This window comes from Nonomuraea sp. NPDC049624 (assembly GCF_040675255.1).
Classification (GTDB): domain Bacteria; phylum Actinomycetota; class Actinomycetes; order Streptosporangiales; family Streptosporangiaceae; genus Nonomuraea.
This window is the reverse complement of the sequence record NZ_JBFAOR010000002.1, coordinates 1,073,729-1,089,704: the sequence shown is the minus strand read 5'-3', so window position 1 is coordinate 1,089,704 and position 15,976 is coordinate 1,073,729. Positions and strand designations below refer to the sequence as shown.

General features: G+C 72.6%; 14 protein-coding genes. 8 read left to right on the top strand and 6 right to left on the bottom strand.

Annotation, left to right across the window (positions count from 1 at the left end; all coding sequences use genetic code 11):
• Nucleotides 1–17: 17 nt before the first annotated feature.
• Nucleotides 18–1,028 carry a LuxR C-terminal-related transcriptional regulator gene (locus AB0J76_RS11290; RefSeq protein WP_352318691.1) on the bottom strand — a complete coding sequence of 337 codons (1,011 nt, stop codon included), beginning with the start codon at nt 1,026–1,028 and terminating at the stop codon, nt 18–20.
• A gap of 435 nt (nt 1,029–1,463) precedes the next feature.
• On the opposite strand from AB0J76_RS11290, the gene guaB reads away from it, so the two are divergent.
• From guaB to AB0J76_RS11260, 6 genes are all read left to right on the top strand, one after another.
• A complete protein-coding gene (guaB, locus tag AB0J76_RS11285) occupies nt 1,464–2,945 on the top strand; it encodes an IMP dehydrogenase (protein WP_352318693.1) in 1,482 nt (493 codons plus the stop codon).
• 4 nt (nt 2,946–2,949) lie between these two features.
• Nucleotides 2,950–4,071 (top strand): GuaB3 family IMP dehydrogenase-related protein, encoded by a 1,122-nt coding sequence (locus AB0J76_RS11280; protein WP_352318695.1) that lies wholly within the window; start codon nt 2,950–2,952, stop codon nt 4,069–4,071.
• Between the two features lie 198 nt (nt 4,072–4,269).
• Entirely contained in the window at nt 4,270–5,481 is a 1,212-nt protein-coding gene (locus AB0J76_RS11275; RefSeq protein WP_352318697.1) for a sigma-70 family RNA polymerase sigma factor, read from the top strand.
• A 1-nt stretch (nt 5,482) separates the two neighbouring features.
• Nucleotides 5,483–6,169, top strand: a complete 687-nt coding sequence (locus AB0J76_RS11270) for an SDR family NAD(P)-dependent oxidoreductase (RefSeq protein WP_352318699.1) — start codon at nt 5,483–5,485, stop codon at nt 6,167–6,169.
• A gap of 40 nt (nt 6,170–6,209) precedes the next feature.
• Nucleotides 6,210–6,986 (top strand): phosphotransferase, encoded by a 777-nt coding sequence (locus AB0J76_RS11265; RefSeq protein WP_352318701.1) that lies wholly within the window; start codon nt 6,210–6,212, stop codon nt 6,984–6,986.
• The gene (locus AB0J76_RS11260) at nt 6,983–7,417 is read left to right on the top strand and encodes a GNAT family N-acetyltransferase (RefSeq protein ID WP_352318703.1); all 435 of its coding nucleotides are present in this window, start codon (nt 6,983–6,985) and stop codon (nt 7,415–7,417) included. Before AB0J76_RS11265 ends, AB0J76_RS11260 begins: the two co-directional genes overlap by 4 nt.
• On the opposite strand, the gene AB0J76_RS11255 is transcribed toward AB0J76_RS11260, so the two are convergent.
• From AB0J76_RS11255 to AB0J76_RS11240, 4 genes are read right to left on the bottom strand one after another with little or no spacing between them, the layout of a single operon-like run.
• Nucleotides 7,407–8,231 carry a class II fructose-bisphosphate aldolase gene (locus tag AB0J76_RS11255; RefSeq protein ID WP_352318705.1) on the bottom strand — a complete coding sequence of 275 codons (825 nt, stop codon included), beginning with the start codon at nt 8,229–8,231 and terminating at the stop codon, nt 7,407–7,409. The two genes, AB0J76_RS11260 and AB0J76_RS11255, sit on opposite strands and share 11 nt — an antisense overlap.
• A 10-nt stretch (nt 8,232–8,241) precedes the next feature.
• Nucleotides 8,242–9,144 carry a 1-phosphofructokinase family hexose kinase gene (locus AB0J76_RS11250; protein WP_352318707.1) on the bottom strand — a complete coding sequence of 301 codons (903 nt, stop codon included), beginning with the start codon at nt 9,142–9,144 and terminating at the stop codon, nt 8,242–8,244.
• The gene (gene nagA, locus AB0J76_RS11245) at nt 9,144–10,277 is read right to left on the bottom strand and encodes an N-acetylglucosamine-6-phosphate deacetylase (RefSeq protein WP_352318709.1); all 1,134 of its coding nucleotides are present in this window, start codon (nt 10,275–10,277) and stop codon (nt 9,144–9,146) included. The genes AB0J76_RS11250 and nagA overlap by 1 nt, the downstream gene beginning before the upstream one ends.
• On the bottom strand, nt 10,274–11,146 hold the full coding sequence (locus tag AB0J76_RS11240) for an SIS domain-containing protein (protein ID WP_352318710.1): 873 nt from the start codon (nt 11,144–11,146) through the stop codon (nt 10,274–10,276). Before AB0J76_RS11240 ends, nagA begins: the two co-directional genes overlap by 4 nt.
• Nucleotides 11,147–11,274: 128 nt before the next feature.
• Here AB0J76_RS11240 and AB0J76_RS11235 point away from each other — a divergent pair, with 128 nt between their 5' ends.
• Both AB0J76_RS11235 and AB0J76_RS11230 read left to right on the top strand, forming a co-directional pair.
• Nucleotides 11,275–12,045 carry a DeoR/GlpR family DNA-binding transcription regulator gene (locus AB0J76_RS11235; protein WP_352318712.1) on the top strand — a complete coding sequence of 257 codons (771 nt, stop codon included), beginning with the start codon at nt 11,275–11,277 and terminating at the stop codon, nt 12,043–12,045.
• Nucleotides 12,046–12,113: 68 nt separating this feature from the next.
• A complete protein-coding gene (locus tag AB0J76_RS11230) occupies nt 12,114–13,850 on the top strand; it encodes a glycerol-3-phosphate dehydrogenase/oxidase (protein ID WP_352318791.1) in 1,737 nt (578 codons plus the stop codon).
• Between the two features lie 36 nt (nt 13,851–13,886).
• Here the strand turns inward: AB0J76_RS11230 and AB0J76_RS11225 are convergent, their stop codons facing one another.
• On the bottom strand, nt 13,887–15,956 hold the full coding sequence (locus AB0J76_RS11225; protein WP_352318713.1) for a beta-propeller domain-containing protein: 2,070 nt from the start codon (nt 15,954–15,956) through the stop codon (nt 13,887–13,889).
• Nucleotides 15,957–15,976: the final 20 nt, after the last annotated feature.

The window sequence follows — 15,976 nt, the reverse complement described above, 5'->3', positions numbered from 1 at the left end:
GGCCCCGGCGGAGAGTATTAGCTGAGCCATCCCCGTCTGGCGGCCTCCACACCGGCGTGGAAGCGCGACTGGGCGCCCAGCTCGGCCATGGCGTCGGCGAACCTCGCGCGCACCGTGCGGACCGAGACGCCGAGCTGGCGGGCGATGGAGTCGTCGCACACGCCCTGCGCGGCCAGGCGGAGCACCTGGACCATGCCGTCGCCCCTGCGCCCCCAGGGCAGCGGCACGGCCCGGCCCCAGAGCTCCTGGAACAGCGAGCGCAGCATGCCGACGACGATCGGCGTGCGCACCAGGTAGAAGTTGTAGGCGTGGTCGGGCAGGTTGCCGCCCCACAGCGCGGGCAGGCCGGCGACCTCGGGCCCGGCCGTCATGAACCAGCTCGGCACCCGGTCGAGCGTGCGTACCTTGCCGCCGGTGTCGAGGAGCCGGGTGAGCTGCTCGCGTACGCCCGGCAGGCTCAGCGTGGAGACCGGAATGATCGCCTGAACGGTAAGAAGTTGCCGTTTTTGCGCATCAATCCATGGGTCCGCAAATTTACGAACAAAATCTGCCATTGTGCGCTCGTCCGGGATTGCGGTCAACAACTCCATGGGCGGCGATTGCACGGCTATGCCGACGACGCTCTCGTAGAGGACGTCCGCGCCGTTCACCATCTCCACCGGGAATGTGCCGCTCTGATAATCGCGGCCGGCGTCGTAGTCGTGGATCAGGCCGCGGATGGAGCCGAGCGCGGAGTCGATCCGGCGGCTCTCCTCGGCCAGCCGGTCGAGCCGCTCGGCGATGACCCGGCCGAGCGCCGCCGCCGGGTGCCTGGCCAGGTACTCGCCGGACTGCTCGTCGACCACCCCCAGCCTGACCAGGTCGTCGAGCTGGCGGCCGACCTTCTCGACGGGGCCGTCCATGGCCTGGGCGAGGTCGGTGCGCGTGGCCCTGTGCAGGCGTAGCAGCGCCGTGTAAAGGGCGGTCTGCGCCGGGTCGAGCCCCAGCGTCTCGAAGGGCTCTGCAACGCGCCTGGGCTGATTACGCATTATGGGCGGCTCCGTCGGGGGGACACGGGCGTGCCGCGAGGATAACCCCGTACCGCCTGCGTGTCCGGGGCTTGCCGCGGAATCGTCGGCGGAACGTGCAACTTCGTGCAATTGCACGTTTTCACATTGCGTCGTGCCGTTGAGTGACGCAGGCTTTACCTAGCGTCGGCACCCTGAAGCGGGGCCTTGCGGCAGCCGCCATCAGGACGCGGAGGGGGGTTCGGTGGCGTGAACACGCCGCCAGGCCTGGGTGCCGGTGGCCGGGGGATGGGACGGATCACCGACCGTCCCATCCCCCTGCACTTTGCGCGTTCCGGACGGCGAGGCCGGGCGCACGACGGGGCGTGGGGCCGTCGTGCTCCCGGCTTCGTTGCGTTTTGGAGGCAGGCCCTAGACTTAGGTCAATCAGCGCAGAGGTCAGGAGGGGGCCGAGGCATGTCCAAGTTCACCGAGATGGGTTTGACCTTCGACGACGTGCTGCTGGTGCCCGGCTACTCCGATCTCCAACCAGGTGAGGCCGACACCAGATCCCGTCTGTCACGGGACATCACGCTGTCCATCCCGCTCATCTCCGCGGCCATGGACACCGTCACCGAGGCCCGCATGGCGGTCGCCATGGCCCGTCAGGGCGGCATCGGCATCCTCCACCGCAACCTGTCGGTCGAGGAGCAGGCCCAGCAGGTCGATCTGGTCAAGCGGTCCGAGGCCGGCATGGTGACCAACCCGGTGACCTGCAGCCCCGACGACACGCTGGCCGACGTCGAGCGGCTGTGCGCGACGTACCGGATCTCCGGCGTGCCGGTGACGGACGTGGCGGGCACGCTGGTCGGCATCGTGACCAACCGCGACATGCGCTTCGAGACCGACCAGACCCGTCCCGTACGCGAGGTCATGACCAAGATGCCGCTGGTCACCGCGCCGGTGGGGGTCTCGCGCGACGACGCGTTCGCGCTGCTGCGGCAGAACAAGATCGAGAAGCTTCCGCTCGTCGACCCCGACGGCAGGCTGCGCGGCCTGATCACGGTCAAGGACTTCACCAAGAGCGAGCAGTACCCGCTGTCCACCAAGGACGCCGACGGCCGCCTGCTGGTGGGCGCGGCGGTGGGCGTCGGCGGCGACGCGGAGCTGCGGGCCAAGGCGCTGATCGAGGCCGGGGTCGACGTCGTCGTCGTCGACGTGGCCCACGGTCACTCCAAGGGCCTGGCCGACATGATTGCCAAGCTCAAGGCCAACAGCAAGGTCCAGGTCATCGGCGGCAACATCGCGACCAGGGCGGGCGCCCAGATGCTGGTCGACGCGGGCGCCGACGCGGTCAAGGTCGGCGTCGGCCCCGGCTCCATCTGCACCACCCGCGTGGTGGCCGGCGTGGGCGCGCCGCAGGTCACAGCCATCCACGAGGCGTCCAAGGCGTGCGCCCCGGCCGGGGTGCCGGTGATCGGCGACGGCGGCCTCCAGTACTCGGGCGACATCGTCAAGGCCATCGCGGCCGGCGCCGACACGGTCATGCTGGGCTCGCTGCTCGCCGGCTGCGAGGAGTCGCCGGGCGAGCTGATCTTCATCAACGGCAAGCAGTTCAAGTCGTACCGGGGCATGGGGTCGCTCGGCGCGGTGCGCAACCGCGAGCGCGGCGGCACCTCCTTCAGCAAGGACCGCTACGCCCAGGCCGACGTCGGCGGCGACGACAAGTACATCCCCGAGGGCATCGAGGGCCAGGTGCCCTACCGCGGGCCGGTCGCGGCCGTCGCCCACCAGCTCATCGGCGGGCTGCGCCAGGGCATGTGGTACGCCGGCTGCCGCACGATCGAGCAGATGCACACCGACTGCGAGCTCATGCCGATCACGGCAGCGGGCCTCAAGGAGAGCCACCCCCACGACATCCAGATGACCGTGGAAGCTCCGAACTATCACAGAAGGTAAGTTCATGACTCAGCAGGTGGAGATCGGCCGGGGCAAGACCGGGCGGAGGGCGTACGCGCTCGACGAGATCGGGCTCGTGCCCTCGCGACGCACCCGTGACCCGGAGGAGGTGTCGATCGCCTGGCAGATCGACGCCTACCGGTTCGAGCTGCCCGTCGTCGTCGCCCCCATGGACAGCGTGGTCTCGCCCGCCACCGCGATCGAGATCGGCCGGCTCGGCGGCCTGGCCCCCCTCGACCTCGAAGGGCTCTGGACGCGCTACGAAGACCCGTCCCCGCTGCTGGAGGAGTGCGCCGCCCTTGACGCCGCGGCCGCGACCCGGCGGCTCCAGGAGATCTACAACGCGCCGATCAAGGAGGAGCTGATCGGGCGCCGGATCGAGGAGATCCGGGCGTCCGGGGTGACGACGGCCGTCCGCCTGTCGCCGCAGCGCACGGTCCAGTACCACAAGGCCGTGATCGACGCCGGCGTGGACATCTTCGTCATCCGCGGCACCACCGTCTCGGCCGAGCACGTCTCGGGCCGCGCTGAGCCGCTCAACCTCAAGCAGTTCATCTACGAGCTCGACGTGCCGGTCATCGTCGGCGGCTGCGCCACCTACACCGCGGCGCTGCACCTGATGCGCACGGGCGCGGCGGGCGTGCTGGTCGGCTTCGGCGGCGGCGCCTCGCACACCACCCGCAACGTGCTGGGCGTGGCCGTGCCGATGGCCACCGCGATCTCCGACGTGGCCGCGGCGCGCCGCGACTACATGGACGAGTCCGGCGGCCGGTACGTGCACGTGATCGCCGACGGCGGCATGGGCACCTCGGGCGACATCGCCAAGGCCATCGCGTGCGGGGCCGACGCCGTCATGGTGGGCTCGCCGCTGGCGAGGGCGTCCGAGGCCCCCGGCCACGGCTTCCACTGGGGCTCCGAGGCCCACCACCCCGACCTGCCGCGCGGCCGTCGCGTGGAGTTCGGCACGGTCGGGACGCTGGAGCAGATCCTGCACGGCCCCTCCAGCGTGGCCGACGGCTCGATGAACCTGATGGGCGCGCTCAAGCGCACGATGGCCTCCACCGGCTACTCCGACATCAAGGAGTTCCAGCGGGTCGAGGTCGTTGTCGCGCCGATCCAGCGCTGAGGCGGCGGCCGACCGACGTCCGCGACGGCTCCCGGGGGTTGCGGCCTCCGGGAGCCGAGTGCTTTCCGGGGGTCCTCAACTGCCCGCCGGAACCGAGTGCTTTACGGGGGCTCTGCCGGCTCGCCGTGTCGAATCGGGACACCGCCGTTCGTGTAGGACATGCAAGGGTGACGCACGTGCCGGCGAGGTGGTCGCAGGATGTCCGATGAGGTCGAACGGGCCTTCCGGGAGGAGTACGGCCGGGCGGTGGCGGTGCTCGTCCGCGTGTTCGGCGACATCGACGTCGCCGAGGAGGCGGTGCAGGAGGCGTTCGCGATCGCGCTGCGGCAGTGGCCGCAGGCCGGCCCGCCGCCGAGCCCGGCCGGCTGGATCATCACGACCGCCAGGAACCGGGCCGTCGACCGGCTGCGCAGGGAGTCGGGCCGTCACGACAAGTACGTGCAGGCGGCGCTGCTGCACGCCCGGGACGAGCCCGCGGAGGAGGGGCCCGTACGGGACGAGCGGCTGCGCCTGATCTTCACCTGCTGCCATCCGGCGCTCGCTCCGCACGCGCGGGTGGCGCTCACGTTGCGGCTGCTCGGCGGGCTGACCACGGCCGAGATCGCGCACGCGTTCCTGGTGCCCGAGGCGACCATGGCCCAGCGGCTGGTCCGGGCCAAGAGCAGGATCCGGCAGGCGGGGATCCCGTACCGGGTGCCGGCGGCGGCGGACCTGCCCGACCGGCTGCGCGCGGTGCTGGCGGTGATTTATCTGATCTTCAACGAGGGCTACACGGCCAGTTCGGGCGAGCGGCTGGTGCGCGAGGACCTGTGCGCGGAGGCCGTCCGGCTCGGCCGCCTGCTCGCCGAGCTGATGCCGGACGAGCCCGAGGTGTGGGGCCTGCTGGCGCTGATGCTGCTGGTTGGGTCGCGCCGGGCGGCGCGCACCGGGGACGGCGGCGAGCTGGTGCCGCTGCCCGAGCAGGACCGCGCCCTGTGGGACCGCGCGCTGGTCGAGGAGGGGCAGGCGATCGTCCGGCGCTGCCTGCGGTGGGGGCGGCCGGGGCCCTACCAGGTGCAGGCCGCGATCAACGCCGTGCACGGCGACGCGGCGAGCGCGGGGGAGACCGACTGGCGGCAGATCGTCCAGCTCTACGACCTGCTGCTGGCGTTCACGCCGGGGCCGGTCGTGGCGTTGCACCGGGCGGTGGCGGTGGCCGAGGCGGAGGGCGCCGAGGCGGGGCTTGCGCTGGTGGAGGGGCTGGAGGTGACAGGCTATTACCTGTTCCACGCCGTACGGGCCGACCTGCTGCGACGGCTGGGACGCGACGAGGAGGCGGCGCGGGCGTACGGCGAGGCCATCGCCCGTGCGGGCAACGAGGTCGAGCGGGAGTTCCTGCGCCGCAGGCGCGCGACGTTGAGGGGGACGTGAGATGGACCGGGTGTGCGTGGTCACGGGGGCCAACCGGGGGATCGGGCTGGAGGTGGCCAGGCAGCTCGCGGCGGCGGGCGACACGGTGGTGCTGACCGCCAGGGACGAGCGCAAGGCCGCCGAGGCGGCGGCCGGGATCGGCGGCGAGGTGCTGGCGCGGCGGCTCGACGTCGCCGACGAGCGGTCGGCGGCCGACCTGGCGCGGGAGCTGGAGAAGACCCACGGGCGGGTCGACGTGCTGGTCAACAACGCCGCCATCCATTACGACACCTGGCAGCGGGCCAGCGACGCGGACCTGGGCGTGGTGTCGGAGGCGCTGGAGACGAACCTGCTGGGCGCCTGGCGGGTCACGCTCGCGCTGCTGCCGCTGTTGCGCGGCAGCGCGCACGGCCGGATCGTCAACGTCTCCAGCGAGATCGGCTCGCTGGCCTCGATGGGCGGCGGCACGCCCGCGTACACGGTGTCGAAGACCGCGCTGAACGCGCTGACCAGGATGCTCGCGGCCGAGCTGCGCGGGGACGGCATCCTGGTCAACGCCGTCTGCCCGGGATGGGTGGCGACCGACATGGGCGGCCCCGGCGGGCGGCCGGTCGCCGAGGGCGCGCGGAGCGTGTTGTGGGCGGCGGACCTGCCCGACGACGGGCCGGCCGGCGGCTTCTTCCGCGACGGCGAGCCGTTGCCGTGGTGACGGGCGCGAGCTTCTGAGGCAGGCCGTATCCTGCCGTGGCATGGCCGATCTCGTACACACCCACGTCCTCGACATCCACGGCGACGTCGTCACCAAGCGCTACATCGACGGAAAGGCGGGCGCGGCCGAGCGCGAGTGGCGGGCGCTCACCCTGCTGGCCGAGCACGCCCCGGGCCTGTCCCCGCGGCCGATCGCCTTCGAGGACGGCGTCGTCCGCATGACCAGGATCGACGGCGTGCCCCTGCGCGGCCTGGCCGCCGGGCAGGCGCCCCTGGCCGCCATGGCCGCGGCGCTCACCGAGCTGTACGAGGCCGTCCCGCCGGGCGTGCTGGCGGCCGTCCCGGTGCGCCCGTGGCAGGCCGAGGCGGTCGCGGGGCAGGTCAGGGAATGGCTGGGCGCCTGGCGGCCGCGCGGCCCGCGGGCCGACCACGCGGTCAGGGAGGGCCTGCGCTGGCTGGCGGGCTGGCGTCCGGGGGAGTCGGGCGTCCGGCCGGTGTTCGGGGCGGGCGACGGCAACCTGGCGAACTTCCTGTGGGACGGCACACGCGTGCGCATCGTCGACTTCGAGGACTCCGGGCGCAGCGACCTGGCCTTCGAGCTGGCCGAGCTGGCCGAGCACGTCTCGATGTGGGTGGACGGCGAGGTGGAGATCGCCGACCGGTTCGAGCTGAGCGGGCCGCAGGCGCGCCGGCTGCGCGACTGCCGCAGGCTGCAGAGCCTGATCTGGCTGTTCCTGCTCTCGCACGACAGCCCGCGCAACCCACCCGGCACCTTCGATCGTCAGGTCGACAGGGTGCTGCGATCATTGGGGGCATGAGACTGGCGCAGGAGGCCGACAGGGCCGCCGTCGAGCAACTCGTCCATGACGCCTACCAGCCATGGGCCGAGATCATCGGCACCCGGCCGCTGCCCATGGAGGCCGACTACGCGGCCCTCATCGCCGCCGGCCGGGTGCACGTCACCGACGGCCTGGAAGGGCTGGTCGTGCTCATCCCCGAGGAAAGCACGCTGCTGGTGGACAACGTGGCGGTGCGGCCCGACCTGCACGGCAGGGGCATCGGCCGGGGGCTGCTGGCCTACGCCGAGCGGGAGGCCGCCCGGCTCGGCCTGCCCGCCCTGCGCCTCTACACCAACGTCAGGATGGCCTCGAACATCGCGCTTTACACCTCGCTCGGCTACGCCGAGATCGGCCGGGCCGACCTCGACGGCCGGTCGGCCGTGGTGATGCGCAAGGAGCTCAGCCGGTGAGCACGCCCAGCAGGTGACTCACCTCGCGGGCCACGGCGTCGCGGCCGGCGTTGAGGTACTTGCGGGAGTCGACCACCCGCTCGTCGTGGGCCAGGTAGTCGCGTACGGCCCGGGTGAACGCCTTGTTCAGGTGGGTGGCGATGTTGATCTTCTTCATGCCGCTGGCCACCGCCTCGCGCAGCACGTCGTCGGGCACGCCGGACGAGCCGTGCAGCACCAGCGGCACCGGCACCGCCGCCCGCAGCTCGGCGATGAGTTCCAGGTCGAGCACGGCGTCCTTGGTGGTCATGGCGTGCGAGGTGCCGACGGCCACGGCGAGCGCGTCGACGCCGGTCCTGGCGACGTAGTCGACGGCCTCGTGCGGCTTGGTGCGGGCGCCGGGCGCGTGCACGCCGTCCTTGCCGCCGACCTCGCCGAGCTCGGCCTCCACCCAGACGCCGCGCTCGTGGCACCAGGCCGCCACCTCGGCCGTGGCCGCCACGTTCTCCTCGTCGGGCAGGGCGGAGGCGTCGTACATCACCGAGCCGAGGCCCAGCGCGACCGCCTCCTCCACCAGCGCGCGGTCGGTGGCGTGGTCGAGGTGGACCGCGACCGGCACCTCCGCGCGGCGCGCGACGGCCAGCGCGGCCAGCGCGACGGGTTCGAGCGCGCCGTGGTAGCGCACGCAGTTCTCGCTGATCTGCAGCACGACCGGCAGGCCGAGCGCCTCGGCGCCGGCCACGATCGCGGTGGCGTGCTCCAACTGGATCACGTTGAACGCGCCCACCCCTGCGGGGGACTGCCGGACGATGTCGCCTATTCCGGCGAGGGCCATGACGAGCTCCTTACGTGATGACGATCTGGGGGTGTATGTCGGCGTAGACCTCGCCGTCGAAGTCGCCGGCGACCGGCGCGGCCACGGCGGCCGCGCCCAGCGCCGCGGCCCGCCGCAGCCGGTCGGGCCACGGGGAGCCCTCGACCAGGCCCAGCGCCAGCCCCGCGACCAGCGAGTCGCCGGCCCCGGTCGGGTTTCCCCGCACGGTGTAGGGCATCCGCGCCCGGAAGGTGCCCTCGCCCGTCACCGCGAGCAGCCCGTCGGCGCCCATGGAGACGACCACGGCCTCGGCCCCACGCTCGCGCAGCGCCTGGGCGCCCTCCTCGGGCGTGCCGCCGGGAACCGCCCTGGCCAGTTCCTCGGCGTTGGGCTTGACGACGGCAGGACGGCCCTCCGGCGCGTGCCGCAGGGGGTCGCCGTCGGCGTCGACGACGGCCGGCACGCCCGCGCGGGCGGCGGCGGCGGCCAGCGTCGCGTAGAAGTCGGTGGGGACGCCGCGCGGCAGGCTCCCGGAGACCACCACCGCGTCGGCGCCGGCCAGCAGCGAGGTGTACCGCTCCACGAACGCGGCCAGCTCGGCCGCCGTCACCTCGGGGCCGGGCTCGTTGAACAGCGTGGCCGCGCCCGGCTCGGAGACCACCAGCGTGGTGCGGGACTCGGCGGCGATGCCGGTCAGCGCTGCGGGCAGCCCCGCGGCTCGCAGGTCGTGCTCGATCGCGCGGCCCGTGGGCCCGCCCGCCAGCCCCGTGACCAGGACCTCCTGGCCGAGGGCGGCCAGCACGCGGGCCACGTTGACGCCCTTGCCGCCGGCCCGCCGGTGGACGGCGCCGACCCGGTTGACGCCGTCCCAGGCGACGGACGGGACCTCGTAGGTCACGTCGAGCGCGGCGTTGAGCGTCACGGTGATGATCATCAGGGCTCCGTGATCCAGTCGCCGTTCTTCATCACGCCGTCGACCTCCAGCTCGCCGGAGAGCACCACCAGGTCGGCCGCCTTGCCGACGGCGATCGAACCGATCTCCTCGGCCAGGCCGAGCACCCTGGCGGGGGTGAGCGAGGCCACCTGGACGGCGTCCGGCAGGGACATGCCCAGCTCGCGCACGCCGCGGCGGAAGGCGGCGTCCATGGTGAGGGTGGAGCCCGCGATCGAGCCGCCCTCGACCAGCCTGGCCACGCCGTCGGTCACGCGCACCCGCATGGGGCCGAGCACGTAGTCGCCGTCGCCGAGGCCCGTGGCCGCCATCGCGTCGGTGATCAGCACCGTCCGGCCGGGACCGGCCACCTCGTAGGCCAGGCGCAACATCGCCGCGTGCACGTGGACGCCGTCGTTGACCAGCTCGACCGTGACGCGCTCGTCCTCCAGCAGGGCGGCGATCGGGCCGGGCGCGCGGTGGCCGAGCTGCGGCATCGCGTTGTAGAGGTGGGTGGCGACGGTGGCGCCCGCCTCGATGGCGGCGATGGCCTGGTCGTAGTCGGCGTCGCTGTGGCCGAGCGCCGCGATCAGGCCCTCGCCGACGGCCGTGCGGATCGTGTCGAGGCCGCCGGGCAGCTCGGCGGCGACGGTGACCATGCGCGCGTGCCCGCGCGCGGCCTTGACCAGCGCCGACAGCTCCTGCGGCGACGGCTCGCGCAGCAGGGCGGGGTTGTGCGCGCCGCAGCGGGCCTTGGCGATGTACGGCCCCTCGAAGTGGATGCCCGCCAGCAGCCCCTCCTCGCACAGCTCGGCCAGCGAGGAGGCGGCCCTGGACAGCTCGTCGAGCGCGTCGGTGACCAGGCTGGCCATCATCGTGGTGGTGCCGTGCCGCCGGTGCAGGGCCACGGCGTCGCGGGCCTTGTCCTGGTCGCCGGTGGGGAACGACCCGCCCGCGCCGCCGTGGTTGTGGATGTCGACGAACCCGGGGACGACGTGCCGCCCCCCGAGGCTCAGGCCGGGGCTGGGGGCCGATCCGTGGCCGACATGCGTGATGCGGCCGTCTTCGATGGTCAGCCACCCTTCGTGCACCCCTTCGGGGGTCACGATCCGGGCGTCGGCGAGAGTAAGGCTCATGAAGAAAGGATCACAGATCGCGTGAGGTGCATGGGCTCGTCGGGGTTCAGCCCACGGGCGAAGGCCCGCGCGACCGCCACCCGCTGGGCGCGCACCAGCTCGGCCATGGGGTCGAGGCCGCTGTCGAAGAACGTGCCGCCGGTCGCCTCGACCTGCTCGCGCAGGCCCTCCGGGGCGGTGCCGAGCATCCACGTGACGCGGCCGGGGCCCGCGATGCTGATCGGGCCGTGCCGGTACTCCATCGCCGGGTACGCCTCCGTCCACGACCGGGACGCCTCGCGCATCTTCAGCGCGGCCTCCTGGGCCAGGCCGACCGACCAGCCGCTGCCGAGGAAGCTGAACTGCTCGGCCTCGACGAGCCCGGCGGGCAGCGGCTCGGCCAGGGCCCGCTCGGCGTCGGCGATCGCGCCGGTCAGGTCCTCGCCGAGGCTGGCGCGGAGCATGGCGAGCTGGGTGGTGGCGAAGCGGGTCTGCACGACGGACGTCTCGTCGGCGTAGTCGAGCACGATGACCTCGTCGGCGGCCGTCATGATCGGCGTCTTCGGGTCGGCGGTGATGGCCGTCGTGCGGGCGCTCGTCCTGGACAGCAGTTCCAGCACCTCGGTGGTGGTGCCGGAGCGGGTCAGCGCGAGCACCCTGTCGTAGGAGCGGCCGACCGGCGCCTCGGACGCGGCGAACGCGTCGGTCTCGCCCAGGCCGGCCCGCTCGCGCAGCGTGGCGTAGGCCATCGCGATGAACCACGACGTGCCGCAGCCGACGACGGCCACCCGCTCGCCTGGCTCGGGCAGCGCGCCCGCAGGCACGTCGGCCACCGCGCGGCGCCAGCAGGACGGCTGGGACTCGATCTCGGCTTCGGTATGGGTGGTCACCACGTTCCTCCCCGTTGGTGTTTGTTTCTGCCTTTTTTATACAGTAAAAGCGCAGTTTTGTGCAGTGGTCGCTCTCACCTGCCTGCCTGTGCCACGCTTGATCCCGTCCGGATCTCATTGGAGGCTTCGTGTCCCGCTACGATCGCTGGAACGCCATCCTGGAGCTGCTCGCCCAGGAGGGCAGGCTGTCGGTGGAGGAGGCCGCCCAGGCGCTCGACGTCTCGACCGCCACGATCCGGCGTGACTTCGACCAGCTCGCCCAGCAGCAGATGCTCATGCGCACGCGCGGCGGGGCCGTCGCCCAGAGCGTCAGCTACGACCTGCCGCTGCGCTACAAGACGGCCAGGCACGCCGACGAGAAGCACCGCATAGCGGCCGCGGCGGCCGACCTGGTGAGCCCGGGCGCCGTGGTCGGGCTCAACGGCGGCACCACGACCTCCGAGCTGGCCCGCACCCTCGCCACGCTGTCCACGCTGGAGAGCGGATTCACGATCGTCACCAACGCCCTGAACATCGCCGCCGAGCTGACCGTGCGGCAGCACGTCAAGATCGTGGTCACCGGCGGGGTGGCCAGGCAGCAGTCGTACGAGCTGATCGGGCCGCTGGCCTCGGGCGTGCTCGAACAGGTCACCCTCGACGTGGCCTTCCTCGGCGTCGACGCGATCGACGTCGAGCTGGGCGCCTCGGCCCACCACGAGGGCGAGGCCAGCGTGAACAACCTGCTGATCAGCCGGGCCGCCCAGGTCGTGGTGGTGGCCGACTCCTCCAAGGTGGGCCGGCGGGCCTTCTCCCGCATCTGCCCGATCGAGCAGATCGACACGCTGGTCACCGACGAGCGGCTGTCCGACGAGCTCACCGGCCGGCTCACCGACGCGGGCGTCAAGGTCGTACGCGCCTGAGCCGTCCCTGCGTTACATGGAACCGGGCGTACGGGTAGGTACTGACGCAGACGACGCAAGGGGAGATGATGACGGCGGGTAGGAGCGTGGCCCGGCTCGGGCCCACCGAGCGCGCGGCGGCGCTGGCGGACATGTCCGCCCAGGAGTTCGACGTGGTCGTGGTCGGCGGCGGCGTCGTGGGGGCGGGCACCGCGCTCGACGCCGCGACCCGGGGCCTCGACGTGGCCCTGCTGGAGGCCCGCGACTTCGCCTCCGGCACCTCGTCGCGCTCGTCCAAGCTCATCCACGGTGGCCTGCGCTATCTGGAGCAGCTCAACTTCGACCTGGTGCGCGAGGCGCTGCAGGAGCGGGCGCTGCTGCTCCAGCGCCTGGCGCCGCACCTCGTCCGGCCGGTGCCGTTCCTGTTCCCGATGACCCATTTCGGCTGGGAACGCGGCTACGTGGGCGCCGGCGTGGCGCTCTACGACACGCTCGGCTTCGCCTCCGGGCTCACCCGCGGGGTGCCCGGCCATCGGCACCTGTCCAGGTCACGGGCGTTGCGGCTGGCCCCCGCGCTGAAGAAGAGCGCGCTCACCGGCGCCGTCCAGTACTGGGACGCCCAGGTCGACGACGCCCGTTACGTGATGACCATGCTGCGCACCGCCGCCACGTACGGCGCCCGGGTCGCGCCGCGCGCCCAGGTGGTCGGGTTCCTGCGGGAGGGCGAGCGGGTCACCGGCGTGCGGGCGCGCGACCTGGAGACCGGCGCCGAGTTCGACGTACGCGCCCAGCAGGTCGTCAACGCCACGGGTGTGTGGACCGACGACATCCAGGAGCTGGTCGGCGGCCGCGGCCAGATCCACGTACGGGCCTCCAAGGGCATCCACCTGCTGGTGCCGCGCGACCGCATCCACTCCCGCACCGGCATCATCCTGCGCACGGAGAAGTCGGTGCTGTTCGTGATCCCGTGGGGCCGCCACTGGATCATCGGCACCACCGACACCGAGTGGACGCTCGACAAGGGCCATCCGGCGGCCTCCCGGGCCGACATCGACTACCTGCTCGACCACGTCAACGCCGTGTTGTCGGTGCCGCTGACCCGCGACGACGTCGAGGGCGTCTACGCCGGGCTGCGCCCGCTGCTGTCGGGGGAGTCCGACGAGACGTCGAAGTTGTCGCGCGAGCACGTCGTGGCGCATCCGGTGCCGGGGCTGGTGATGATCGCCGGCGGGAAGTACACGACGTACCGGGTGATGGCCCGCGACGCGGTGGACGCGGTGGCGCACGGGCTCGACCAGCGGGTGCCGCGCTCGTGCACCGACCGCATCCCGCTGGCCGGGGCCGAGGGCTACCAGGCGTTGTGGAACTCCCGCTACCGCCTCGCCCACACCTCGGGCCTGCACGTCGCCCGCATCGAGCACCTGCTCCAGCGCTACGGCTCGCTCATCGACGAGGTGCTGCAGCTGATCGAGGACGATCCGTCGCTGGGCCGGCCGCTGGCCGGGGCCGACGACTACCTGCGGGCCGAGATCGTCTACGCCGCCACCCACGAGGGCGCCAGGCACCTCAACGACGTGCTGACCAGGCGCACGCACATCTCCATCGAGACCTTCCACCGCGGCCTGGCCGTGGCGCAGGAGGCCGCCGAGCTGCTGGCCGGGCCGCTCGGCTGGGACGCCGAACAGGTGAAACGCGAGGTGGAGTACTACACCAAGCGCGTCGAGGCCGAACGGCGCTCCCAGGAGCAGGACTCCGACCAGGAGGCCGACGCCATCCGGCTGGGCGCCCCCGAGATCGTGCCCGTGGTCGCGCCCGAGCGCGGGTGACCGGCCCGCCGGACCGGCCACCCGCCCCGACGGGGGTCAGCGCAGCGGGATCCACGCCTGACGGGCCAGCGTCGTGGCGTCGTTGACCTGGAGGCCGTCCCAGGACAGCGTCCAGAGGGCGTCGCCGATGACGATCGAGCGCTGGATGCCGGGCTGGTAGGCGTAGTCCTTGTCCTGGTGCGTGGGGTGCTTGATCATGCCGAGCTTCTTGACGGCCGAGTCGTCGATCTTCAGCACGAGCGCGCCCGACTCCTTGGGGGTCATCAGCGGCAGCACCGACAGGCCGGTCTTCGGCCAGTACAGGAACGCGTGCGGGTCCCACTCGGCCTCGGAGCCCGACTCCTTCTGGAAGAGCTGCGACAGCCTGCGCGGGGCGGCCGGGTCGCCGACGTCGAACAGCGAGACCTGCGTGCCGAGCGTCCTGCCCTTGTCGCTGGCCTCCTGGCCGATGCCGATCAGCCGGCCGTCCGCGCCGGGGTGCAGGTAGGCCGAGTAGCCGGTGATCTTCAGCTCGCCGGTCACCTTGGGGGCGGCCGGGTCGCGCAGGTCGAGCGTGTAGAGCGGGTCCACCTGCTTGAACGTCACGACGTAGCCCACCGGGCCGATGAACCGGACCGAGTAGATGCGCTCGCCCTTGCCGAGGCCGCCGACCTCGCCGGCCTTGGCCATGGTGGCGGCGTCGAGCACGTAGACGCTGCTGGCGCTGTTCCTGCCGTCGGGGGAGGTGAGGGTGGTGGCGACGCGGAGGTGGCCCTCGTACTCCGACACCGAGTACTGGTTGAGCAGGCGGCCGGGGACCTTGCCGGAGGCCACGTACGAGGGGGCGCCGGCGGCACTGATGTCGAACCGGTGGACCTCGGTCTCCTCAGGCGGCGCCGTCGGAGTGGGCACGGGCTCGGCGGTGGGCGTGGCGGGCGTGGCAGGGGCGCTGCTCGTCACGGCGGGGTCGCTCGTCACGGGCGGGTCGCTCGTCACGGGCGGGTCGCTCGTCACGGGCGGGTCGCTCGTCACGGGCGGGTCGCTCGGGGTGGGCTCGACGGCCGGGGCGGCGCCGTCGGTGGCCGTCGGCACGGGCTCGACCGGCATCGGCTCGGTGACCACCGGGAACCACCAGCGGGGGTTGCTGGCGACGTACAGGCTCGTGCCGCTGCCGTAGACGGTGTCGCCGTCGGCGGCCAGGCTGATGGGCTCGGTGCCGGTCGCGGCGACGTCCTGGGTCAGGTCGATGCTGTGGACGGTGAGCAGCGAGGTGCCGGTGTAGTCGGCGGGGTGGCTGACCCGCTCGCACTTGACCGTGTCCTTCTTGACCGCGCCGGACCCGCCGGTGATCTCGACCGTGGGCAGCCAGGCGGACAGCGGCGCCCGCCGCACGACGTCCTGGTTGGCCTTCTTGCGGTCGGCCTCGGAGGCGTCCGGGTTCTTGGGCTCGGGGAAGGTGATGTCGGGCTGGCTGCGGGTGACGAGCCGGACCGTGGAGCCGATCATCCTGGCGTCCACGTACGAGCCCTGCGCCCGGATCGTGCTGAGCACCTTCGGCTGCCCGGCCAGGTCGACCACGACGTAACGGGTCTCGCCGGGCGGCGCGAAGGACTTCACCATGATGTCGCCGCCGCGGAACAGCACCAGCGCGCGGTCGCCGGACAGCAGCAGGTCGGCGGGGGTGAAGGTCGGCTCGTCCTTCTTGGTGAGCTTGAGCGACGCGGTGACCTTCCTGGTCGCGGTGTCGATGACCCGCAGGGTGCCGTCCACGACCGTGACGATCCGGTTGCCGTCGGTCTTGACCAGGTCGGGCTCGTCAACGCCCGCCTCGTGCACGTTCGTGGTGGAGTGCTCCGGGGTGTTGGAGGTGGTCTTCGCCCGCGCGGTGGCGGCGGTGTCCTCCATGTACATGATCTGCGGGCCGCCGAACCCCCACGGGCCGACGTTCTCCGCGGCGTGCTCCCGCAGGCCCGACAGCATGTCGTCGCAACTGTCGTAGGCGACCAGGCGGACGGCGTCGAGCGTGACCTTCGGCACGGGCGCCTGGCCCGTGGCCGCCGAGGTGCAGGCCGTGGCGGCCATGGCGAGGGCCGCGGCGGTCACGGCCGTACGGAACAGCGTCTTCATGACCTCCATGACGGCTGCGC